The organism is Marinobacter sp., from assembly GCF_041690455.1.
Classification (GTDB): Bacteria; Pseudomonadota; Gammaproteobacteria; order Pseudomonadales; family Oleiphilaceae; genus Marinobacter.
Window position 1 is genome coordinate 16,933 of record NZ_JAWLHI010000058.1, and the last position, 10,464, is coordinate 27,396.

Consider the following 10,464-nt stretch of genomic DNA (forward strand, 5'->3'; position numbering starts at 1 on the left):
GTGCGGAGCCATGGATGGCGGAGCTCAAGCGTCACATGGACGTGCCGCAAGGAGCGTGTTTCAGATGGTGGTATCGGCCACCTTGCCTTCCTCCGGACTCTGGCATGCTCTGGTTTTGCACCAAAGTTAAAGCCAGTCGTTCAACATAATCCCGATCCCGAACCTCTCAATCCGGTGGTTATAGTCAATCAGACTCTCCCCATACCCGTTGTAGTACTGAAAGAACCCCTTCAACGTCTCCCCCATCGGAAAACTGTACCCGAACTCCACAGACGTCCGGTTATCCGACCGCAGATTATTCATCAGCCGCAACGAAAACGTCCGGTCCTCCGTCAGCTTGTATACCGCCTGGTAATGGGCATGGCCCAGATACCGCTCGATATCGGCATTGTCATCGTTGCTGCTCTCCGGAATCCGGTACCAGGGCTGCACCATGAGCAACCAGCGCCCGTAACTGTAGGCCGCACGACCCACGATCCGGTTCCAGCTCCGGGACCGCGGTTCCGACTGGCCATTGGATTGGTGACTGAAGCCGATGGTCACGCCATTCAGAGTTCCCGGGCCAAGGTCCCAGTCGGTCTGATAGCGCAGAAAAATCTCTGGCTCATAGTTGGTTTCCCGGAACGGAGCCGACTCATCCTGGTTATAGACCTGCCAGAAGGATTGCTGTGTATAGCCGAACCAAAGCGTAGTGCGATCCTCCAGAAGTCCCGTCAGCAGGGGTACCTTGAAGCTGATCTGATATTTGGCCTCCTCTTTGCGCAACTCGTAGTCATAGCCCGTGGTGCCCAAACGCGGACTGGAAGGGAAGGGGTTGGTATCATCGGTCCAGGTGAGAGGCAGGATATAGGTCGGGCGATGGCCCGCGAAACTGCCAGAGAACGAAAAGATCGCCTTTTCCGTAGCGACATACTGCTCCAACAGCGCATTCATGACACTGTCGTCGTCCTCTGAAAGCCCCGAATCTTCCTGGCCTTCTCCGTCCGCCAGAGGCAGCTCCTCGCTCAAGGCCTCCTCGGCCTGCTCCTGCTCGCCATCACTGGCTGCCTGCCGCTGATCGTCGGCGCCGAACACCCGATCGAAACAGGCGAGCCGGCGAACCCCGTTTTCAATAAGCGCGCACTGCTCGGCGGACAAATCCTCGGGCGGCTCGGTGCCAGTCGATTGGGCAAAGGCCGCCGGAGCGGCCAGGACGCTAAGACAAACGCTCAGACCGGTGTTCACCCGCCAGGGTTGATGTCTCATGGGGCGATCTTCAGCTTGCGTTCAGGCTCAACCAGGTGTTGGCAATACCATACACCCAGACCCCGATCAGGGTAATCGCCAACAGGGCGAAAATAATTCTGTGGCGGGTACGATTGGCCGCATTTGCCGCCGCGACCCAGCGCAGGTACATCAGGCCGATAAAACTTACAAACACGCCCAGACTGGCAAAGGCCGGGATCAGCAGCCAGCCGGCGCTGATCTTGCTGCCGTCGGCGGTCTGGCTGGAAAACCAGGCCATGGAACCGAGCAGGACAGCCAGGGCGGAGAATTCGAGAATCAACAGTGGCTTGCGCCAAGGATGCGGGCGATTGCTTTCTGCGTCTGGCATGGAGCAGGTCCTGGAAGTGGTGTTGGTCAGATTGCCGGTATGGTACCTGTATTCAAAAATTCATGCCTGAGGGCTTACGAAATTGCAATTAAACCGGTTGAAATCAATTTATGATTCTGGCCTTTGGTTTTTTTGCCGGGGTTCAGTCGCTATAATGCGGCGACCAAAGATTATAACGCTCAAATGCGAGGTGCATTGTGAACATGAAGAGAGTCCTGGCTGTTGTTCTGCTCGGTTTCGGCCTGACCGCCGGCGCCGTTATGGCTAGTGTTGAAGACGAAATCCGTTCGCGTATCGAGCCGGTTGGTGAAGTGTGCCTGGAAGGCGAGGAGTGTGGTGAAGCCGCGGCGCCGACCCAGGCAGCCAGCTCTGGCCCCCGTTCCGGCAGCGAAGTGTACGACGCTGTCTGTATGGCCTGTCACACTACCGGCGCTGCTGGCGCACCCAAGATTGGCGATACTGCGGCCTGGGCTCCGCGCATCGACCAGGGCATGGAAACCCTGATTAACCACGCCCTCAATGGCTTCAACGCCATGCCGGCCAAGGGCGGCTGTGCAAACTGTCCGGATGAGGAAATCAAGGCGGCGGTTGAGCACATCGTTTCTCAGAGCCAGTAAGTACAAACTTGGCTGGACATGCCGTGGCACCCATCTGCGCTCTACAGAAAACGCGCAGATGGGTGTTTTCGTTTCTACGGCATGAGTTTTGATTCGAGACTTCCCTTGAGCTCGAACAAACCCCCGTCTTCGTCCATGATCTCTATGGTCCACTCTTCCCTGTGCCCCGACCGGACCGCCAGACGCGGATCCATCCATCCGTAGGTGCCTGACTCTGAAACTGTGGTCCAACCTGAGGGCTGAGCCTGTATCTGCCGCTCATCGCTGAGCCTGTAGGTAGGGCTGTCCTGGTTGGCGCTCACACCCCTTTCTGTGATGCGCAACATCGGCTCCTGGTCTTTACCAAGGACCGTCAGTACCTGTTCCCCACGGTAGCTCAACAGCAGCCCGGGTCTGGGCGCATCCAGGATCATGACATCAAGTCCGGCGATCACCGGGGCAGCAGTGATGGCTGCGCTCATCCGGCTGTCCGGTGTTTTGCCTGTCTCCGGTGCCCCATGTCCCAGGGCTGGCCCGGCGCAAAGCGCCAGACCAGCCGCTGCCACGGTGCAAAACCATCGGATCCTGCTCTGATGGATTGCTTCGCTCATAGTGTGCCTCCCAGTTCATCCAACAGGCTTCCGTCGCTGGTCGAGGTGTCGGTGTCTGCAAGCTGGGTGTCAGCCGTGCAGGCCAGGGACGTGTTCACCACCGTGACCGGCGTGGAGACCGAAGGCACCCGGCCCTCGTCCGATGATTTACTGACAAACAGCATGTATTTACCAGCCGGCACAACGTCATGGCTATCCGGCATGGCCAGACGAAGGTTACGGCCGTTGCGGGAAACAATCGGGAGTTCCACCGCCCGCTGATCACCGTCGATCAGATGGGTCATTGCAGTCCGCCGGATCAACAGCACTTCATCTATGTTCTCGGCGTCGTCCACCTGAATGCTGAGGGTGTCGCCGATGGTGGCCGTTTCCGGTGCTGACAGAATCTCGGGACGGTCATTCCGCATGGCATAGGGCGGCGTATAGATCTCGAAACTCGGATCGCGGCCGGCATTGGGCCCCAGACCAAAGTCCTCGAGATTGATGTGTGAGAGGTAAGCGGTACTGATGGGGGCGTGGCCTGCTACCAGAACGCGACCGTCCGGGAGCAAGACCGCGGTATTGTGGTAGGTCCTCGGGCGGTTGGCCGTGGCCATTTCGGTCCAGGTGCCGGTGTCGGGGTCAAAGCGCTCGGTGGTCATGATTGGTCCTTCCAGCCCCGGTGACACCACACCGTCACGGGTACCGCCACTGAACACCATCACGCTGCCGTCGGGCAGCAGCACATTGGTGCCGTACCACCGGGGCTGGTTCAGAGGTCCGGTCAGCCGAGACTCGTAATCCAGTTGTTCGCCGTTAATGCTGATGGTGTCGATGCGGCTCTGTGCCACCGGCAGATAGCCGCCCGGGTTGGTCAGCAGAGCGTAGCTGGGCACACCGCCCGCCGTCAGCAGTTCCACTTCGTTGTACTGGCCGTTCTCATCCGGCCGCACCGGCAGCATGGTGCTGGATGTGGAGCCGCGCATGCCGCCGGCAATGGCGGTTTTCAGGGTTTCCTCGTCCAGGTTCAGGTCGGAGGCGGCAGTCAGCAGGTCGGTGGGGGATTCGAGCACGCCACCCAGCAGGCTGCCTGCCTGCTCCATGGAAAGGTTGGTGATGTTGAGGCTGCTGCTCAGCTGCTCAAGGCCCACTTCGTCCAGTCGCAGGGGCAGGCCGGCATAACCGATATCCGTCCAGCGCTGGGTGTCGGGATTGTAGCTGGCCACGATGTTCCAGAGCGCCTGATCATACCCCTGGCCGAAGGGATTGAAGGCCTGGCCGCCGGCATTGTAAAGCACATGACCATTGGGCAGCAGATGCATCCTGGGGTACAGCGGCAGTGATCGCTGCGCCGTGCTCGGATTCTCCGTCCAGGTACCGGAACAGGGGTCGTAGGTTTCCGTTTCCACCACGTTCCGGCCCGAGTTGAGCGGATCCTCCGGGTAGACCGGCTTGATCAGTTTGGTCACGCCACTGGCGACAAAGACGTCGCTGTTTCCGAGTGTCACCAGCGACGGGTACCAGCGGCCGTAAGTCATGTCTCCGCTCTGGGTCCAGGTGTTGGTGGTTCCGTCGAAAATCCGGGAGTTCTTGATGCCCTCCAGTTCGGCTACCCCGATCGGAAAGCCGTCAACACCGGGCTCTGAATAGTAGTCGGTGCCGCCGACCGCCATGATCCTTCCGTCGGCCAGGGCGATTATGTCGGAACAGAACAGCGCGCCGTCGTTCTTCGCCGTGTTGTCGGCGGTATCCAGGGCGCCATCGAGTTCGGTGCCATCAAGCAGGGTTTCAGAGTCGTTACCGTCGGGATTAGCGCCCGCCCGCAACGGATCCGGTTTGATCCACTGCGGTGTGTCCGCCTCGCCGAGTGCCAGAACCCGGCTCTGATCGTTGATGGAGACCTCGCCGAATTCCGCCACGATGGACAACTCGACGTTTTCCGTTCCTTCCAGGGCGTTCAGGTAGAGTACCCGGCCATCCTCAAGTACTGCCATGGTGCCCGCCGCCGGTTTGCACTCCAGCAGGCCCTCGCTGTTGGTCACACACCGCTCATCGGTTTCCACATCCTCACCATCGACGGTAATGACGGGCTCCGCGAAAGGGTCGGTGAAGAAACCCTTGACGGGGTCACCGGTGGGCGTCCCTGATTCGGCGGTTTGGGCCACCTGATCGCCGCCCACCGCCGTGTTCTGGCCGGAAGAGGTTTCGGCGCTGGAACCGTTGCTATTGGTGCCGGAATCACCACCACCGCCGCAGGCGGACAGTACCAGTGCGGAACTGATGGCCAGTAGCAGTTTGCTGGAGCCGTACGAAAGATCAATCGGTGTCATTTCGTTCTCCTGGTCTTGTTGTTGTGTCGAGGGGAGACTTCCCCATCGGGGGTAACGGACCAGGAACGGGAATAGTTGCAGGGGGTGAAGATTAAAAAATGGTCAGCTGCCGAGATCCCCGAGCAGGGCGCTCAGGGTGGCTTTGCCCTTTTTCTGATTGGCTTCCCGGTCGAGGTCTCCGAGGCCTTCCCATTTCAGGTCGTCCTCGGGCAGCTCATCCAGAAACCGGCTGGGAATGGTTTCGATCTTCTCGCCATACTGTTTGCGGGAGGCAGCATAGGTGAGGGTCAGGGTTTCCCGGGCACGGGTGATGCCGACGTACATCAGGCGCCGCTCCTCCTCGATGTTGCCTTCCTCGATGCTGGCGCGGTGGGGCAGGATTTCCTCCTCCAGGCCCATGATGAACACATGGGGAAACTCCAGGCCTTTGGAGGCGTGCAGGGTCAGCAGCTGAACCTTGTCGCTGTCGTCTTCCTCCTCCCGCTGCTCCATCATGTCCCGCAGGATCAGCTTGCTGATGGCGTCCTCGATGCCGATCTCGTCCGCCGTGCCCTTGCCGTCATCGAGCATGCGCTGGATCGATTCCACCAGGTACCAGATGTTCTCCATGCGCCGCTCGGCCTGCTTGGGCGTGCCGGAGTGCTGGTGCAGCCATTCCTCGTATTCGATGTCGGTGAACAGCTGCTTGATCACCGGGATCGGGTCCTCCGAATGCAGGCGTTCGCAGGTCCGGTCAACCCAATGGGCAAAGCGCCGTAACCGGTCCAGGCCTTTCTCGGTAACATGGGCTTCCGCGCCCATATTCCCCAGGGCCTGGAACAGGCTGACATTGCGTGAGCGGGCGTAGTGGCTCAGCTGCTCCAGGGTGCGCGGGCCGATTTCCCGCCGGGGGACGTTGACCACCCGCAGGAAAGCGGCGTCGTCATCCGGATTGACCAGCAGCCGCAGGTAGGACATGGCGTCCTTGATCTCGTTCTTGGAGAAGAACGACTGGCCGCCGGAGATCCGGTAGGGAATCTGGTAGGCCTGCAGCTTCATCTCCAGTAGCCGGGACTGGTGGTTACCCCGGTACAGCACGGCGAAGTCCTTGAAATCGAGACCCTGCTTGAGTTTGTTGTCGATGATCTCGGTCGCGACCCGATCCGCTTCGGCATCCTCGTTGCGACAGCGGATGATGCGGAGCTCTTCCCCGATGGTGTGGTCACTCCACAGGGCTTTCTCGAACGCATGGGGGTTGTTGGCAATCACCGTGTTGGCACTGCGCAGGATCCGCCCGGTCGAGCGATAGTTCTGCTCGAGCTTGACGATTTTCAGGCTCGGGAAGTCTTCCTTGAGCTGGGCCAGGTTCTCGGGCCGGGCCCCGCGCCAGGCGTAGATGGACTGGTCGTCATCGCCGACCACGGTGAAGGCGGCCCGATCGGCCACCAGCAGCTTGACCAGTTCGTACTGGCACACGTTGGTGTCCTGGTACTCGTCCACCAGCATGTAGCGGATCTTGCGCCGCCACTTGGCCAGCACATCCGGGTGGCTGCGGAACAGCTGCACCGGCAGCAGGATCAGGTCGTCAAAATCCACCGCGTTGTAGGCTTTCAGGTATTCGTTGTAGCGCTTGTAGATCAGGGCGATGCGCTGTTCCCGCTCATCGGCGGCCTTGCTGTAGGCTTCTTCCGGGCCACGCATGGCGTTCTTCCAGGAGGAGATGGTCATCTGCACATCGTTGAGCTCATCGCCGGCATCGGCGCTGGCTTCGCGCAGCATCAGGTCCTGCAACAGGGCCTTGGCGTCCTCGGCATCGAAAATGGAAAAGCCGGGGTGGTAGCCCAGGTGCGGATGCTCTTCCCTGATCATGTTCAGGCCGAGGTTGTGGAAGGTGGATACGATCAGCCCCCGGGACTTGCCCCGGTCCACAATCCGGCCTACCCGTTCCTTCATTTCCCGGGCGGCCTTGTTGGTAAAGGTCACCGCGGCAATATGACGCCCCGGAATGCCCAGTTCCTCGATCAGATAGGCGATCTTGCGCGTGATCACGCTGGTCTTGCCACTGCCGGCGCCGGCGAGCACCAGTAGCGGGCCATCGGCGTAACGGACGGCTTCACTTTGTCGGGGGTTGAGCTTGTTCACAGATTACGGACCAGAATGGAACGGGGGTCAGGAAATTCGCGTGTCATTATTCTACACCAGCAGGCGTTACTGTACCTCGATCATCTCTTGGCTATGATAAGGTTATCAGTCACAGCCTATGCAGAGACGGATCCTGTTTGATGACATTGCCCCTGGAGACTCCGAGGCCCGATCGGTTACGCGTACTGGTGCTGACACCACACCACGCGGACTTTCTCTGGCTGGACTCGCTGCTTTCAGGCGACTCCGAGATCGATCCGGATGTCACCTGGTGTCCGGATCTGATCGATTGTGACGATCTCATCCGCAACGCCAGTTTCGACGTCATCGTCTGGGATTGTGTGTTTCACGGCGGTAACGAAGCCGCCTTCCTGCAATACCTTTCGGTCTCCAGCGACGACAAGCCGGTGCTGGCGCTCAGTGCCGAGCTGCCCGGTGAACGGGCATCGCAGCTTGTTGCGGAAGGGGCGGCGGATTACCTGAGCCGGCAGGGCCTCGACCGCTGGAGTTTCCCCCGGGCGGTGAAATACCTCTGGTACCGGGAACAGCTGAGCACGTCCGCCCAGGGCCATCTTGGGCGCGATGTTGCCACCGGGGTCATTAACCGGGACCTTTTCTTCGACCGGCTGCAGCAGGGCTTGCTGCGGGCCGAACGGGGCGGTCAGAGGCTGGCCCTGCTGCACCTCAATATCGACGATTTCCGCAGTATCAACGAATCTTTCGGCTACCAGCGCAGCGACCAGCTGATGATGAAGCTGGCGGAGCGACTGCGTCACGCCTTGCGCCGCGTGGACTCGCTGATGCGCATCGGCGGGGACGAGCTGGCGATCATTATCGAGAAAGTCGAGGATTCGCTGGATATTACCCGGATCATCCGCAAGGTGGTCACACTGCTCGATGAGCCTGTGACCGTGGACGGCCAGCAGCTGGTGGTGAACGCCAGCCTCGGTGTCGCGACCTACCCGGAATCCGGTGACAGCGCCGAGAACCTGATGCGCCGGGCCAATCGTGCCATGTTCGAGGCCAAGCGGGATCCGGGCACCAGTTACCGTTTTTACGACCGGCAACTGCACATCTCTGCCGGCTACCAGCTGCGCCTGGAGGCGGACTTGCGCAATGCCCTGCGGGGCAGGGAGCTGGAGGTTTACTACCAGCCCAGGATCGACCTGGCGACCGAGGAAGTGCGCGGTGTGGAATGTCTGCTGCGCTGGAACCACCCGCAGCGCGGATTGGTGGGGCCGGATGAATTCATTCCGGTGGCCGAGCGCAGCGGCCTGATCGTTCCAATCGGCTACTGGGTGATCGAACAGGCCTGTCAGCGGCTCAAGGAATCCGCCGAGCTGGGCTTTCCCGGACTGGTGTTCGCCGTCAACCTGTCGTTCCGCCAGTTCCACGATCGCAAGATGACCGAGACCATCTTCCGGATCATCTTCAACGCCAACGTGGATACCAGCCTGCTGGAACTGGAGCTTACGGAAAGTGCCATGATGCACGATCCCGAATACGCCCAACGCTGCCTGCGGGAGCTGAACCAGCTGGGCATCAGCTTTGCCCTGGACGATTTCGGCACCGGTTTTTCATCGCTGAGCAATCTGCAGCACCTGCCGATTTCCCTGGTCAAGATCGACAAGTCCTTCGTGGAGGAGCTGGGGCAGTCTGCCGATGCCGAGCATATCATCCGTGCGATTATCAGCCTGTCCCACAGTCTGCAGATGAGCGTCGTCGCCGAGGGGGTGGAGAGCGAAGGGCAACTGGAGTTTCTCCGCCAGCAGCATTGTGACGAGGTCCAGGGCTACTATTACGCCCGCCCCATGCCCTGGAACGAGCTTGTGCAATTCCTGAACAGCCGCAGTCAGGCCGCTTGCTTGCAGAAGTAAGCCGCTGTACCTTTTCCCGTTAATTCGATTCCTATGTGATTTTACCGAGGTTGCATGAAGACGATTTCCAGCCGTATCGCGGAAGAGCTTGGTGTCCGCGAACAACAGGTTAATGCCACCGTTGCCCTGCTCGACGAGGGCGCGACCGTTCCGTTTATTGCCCGCTACCGGAAAGAAGTCACCGGCTCGCTGGACGACAGTCAGCTGCGGAACCTGGAAGAGCGGTTGCGTTACCTGCGTGAGCTGGAGGACCGCCGCGCTACCATCCTCAACAGCATTGAGGAGCAGGGCAAGCTGACCGATGAGCTCAAGGCTGCGATCAACGGGGCAGACACCAAGAACCGGCTGGAAGACCTGTATCTGCCCTACAAACCCAAGCGCCGCACCAAGGCCCAGATTGCCCGGGAAGCCGGTCTGGAGCCCCTGGCCGATGCCCTGTATGACGATCCGACCCTTGATCCCGAAGCCGCCGCCGGGGCCTACATCAACAAGGACGCCGGGGTGGAAGATACCAAGGCGGCCCTCGATGGTGCCCGCTACATCCTGATGGAGCGTTTCGCCGAGGATGCCGAACTGCTGGGTGACCTGCGGGACTTCATCTGGCAGGAAGGTCAGCTCAAGGTGTCCGTGGTGGAAGGCAAAGAGACCGAGGGCGCCAAGTTCCGGGACTACTTTGATCATGTCGAGCCCCTGAAAAAGGTGCCATCGCACCGGGCGCTGGCCATTCTCCGTGGCCGTAACGAGGGTATCCTGACCTACAGCATTGTGGTGGGTGACGCAGAAGATGATCGTCGCCAGCCGCACCCGGCCGAGCAGCGGATTGCCGCGCGCTGGCGCATCCGGGATGACGGTCGCCCGGCCGACAAATGGCTGTCTGAAGTGGTGCGCTGGACCTGGCGGGTCAAGCTGTCCACCCAGATCGAGACTGACCTGATGGCACAGGTGCGTGAAGCCGCGGAAACCGAGGCGATCAACGTGTTTGCCGCCAACCTGAAAGACTTGCTGTTGCTGGCGCCGGCGGGCCCGCGCCCGACCCTGGGTCTGGACCCGGGACTGCGCACCGGGGTCAAGGTGGCGGTGATCGACGGTACCGGTCAGGTGGTGGGCCATGGCGCGATTTTCCCCCATGCGCCCCAGAACAAGTGGGACCAGTCCATCGAGCAGTTGGCCACCTGGTGCCGGGAGTACGGGATTGAGCTGGTGGCGATCGGTAACGGCACTGCCTCACGGGAAACCGAGAAGCTGGTGGCCGATCTGTGCAAGCGTTATCCGGAACTGAAACTGGCCCGGATCGTGGTCAGCGAGTCCGGCGCGTCGGTCTATTCCGCGTCCGAGTTTGCCTCCAAAGAATTGCCC

8 protein-coding genes are annotated in these 10,464 nt (G+C 60.5%); 3 read left to right on the forward strand and 5 right to left on the reverse strand.

Annotated elements, in window-relative coordinates; all coding sequences use genetic code 11:
- Window positions 1-126: 126 nt before the first annotated feature.
- Both ACESMW_RS14015 and ACESMW_RS14020 read right to left on the reverse strand, forming a co-directional pair.
- Window positions 127-1,245, reverse strand: a complete 1,119-nt coding sequence (locus ACESMW_RS14015; RefSeq protein WP_372987638.1) for a phospholipase A — start codon at window positions 1,243-1,245, stop codon at window positions 127-129.
- Window positions 1,246-1,255: 10 nt separating this feature from the next.
- The gene (locus tag ACESMW_RS14020; protein WP_372987639.1) at window positions 1,256-1,594 is read right to left on the reverse strand and encodes a hypothetical protein; all 339 of its coding nucleotides are present in this window, start codon (window positions 1,592-1,594) and stop codon (window positions 1,256-1,258) included.
- Window positions 1,595-1,797: 203 nt separating this feature from the next.
- Between ACESMW_RS14020 and ACESMW_RS14025 the strand changes: the two genes are divergently transcribed.
- A complete protein-coding gene (locus ACESMW_RS14025; protein ID WP_372987640.1) occupies window positions 1,798-2,211 on the forward strand; it encodes a c-type cytochrome in 414 nt (137 codons plus the stop codon).
- A gap of 74 nt (window positions 2,212-2,285) precedes the next feature.
- On the opposite strand, the gene ACESMW_RS14030 is transcribed toward ACESMW_RS14025, so the two are convergent.
- From ACESMW_RS14030 to rep, 3 genes are all read right to left on the reverse strand, one after another.
- Window positions 2,286-2,801 carry a hypothetical protein gene (locus ACESMW_RS14030; protein WP_372987641.1) on the reverse strand — a complete coding sequence of 172 codons (516 nt, stop codon included), beginning with the start codon at window positions 2,799-2,801 and terminating at the stop codon, window positions 2,286-2,288.
- Window positions 2,798-5,110 carry a galactose oxidase-like domain-containing protein gene (locus ACESMW_RS14035; protein WP_372987642.1) on the reverse strand — a complete coding sequence of 771 codons (2,313 nt, stop codon included), beginning with the start codon at window positions 5,108-5,110 and terminating at the stop codon, window positions 2,798-2,800. Before ACESMW_RS14035 ends, ACESMW_RS14030 begins: the two co-directional genes overlap by 4 nt.
- A 102-nt stretch (window positions 5,111-5,212) precedes the next feature.
- Window positions 5,213-7,231 carry a DNA helicase Rep gene (gene rep / locus ACESMW_RS14040; RefSeq protein WP_372987643.1) on the reverse strand — a complete coding sequence of 673 codons (2,019 nt, stop codon included), beginning with the start codon at window positions 7,229-7,231 and terminating at the stop codon, window positions 5,213-5,215.
- Between the two features lie 140 nt (window positions 7,232-7,371).
- Here rep and ACESMW_RS14045 point away from each other — a divergent pair, with 140 nt between their 5' ends.
- Together ACESMW_RS14045 and ACESMW_RS14050 are read left to right on the forward strand one after the other, a co-directional pair.
- The gene (locus ACESMW_RS14045; protein ID WP_372987644.1) at window positions 7,372-9,108 is read left to right on the forward strand and encodes a putative bifunctional diguanylate cyclase/phosphodiesterase; all 1,737 of its coding nucleotides are present in this window, start codon (window positions 7,372-7,374) and stop codon (window positions 9,106-9,108) included.
- A gap of 54 nt (window positions 9,109-9,162) precedes the next feature.
- On the forward strand, window positions 9,163-10,464 hold a 1,302-nt coding region (locus ACESMW_RS14050; protein ID WP_372987645.1), incomplete at its 3' end, for a Tex-like N-terminal domain-containing protein.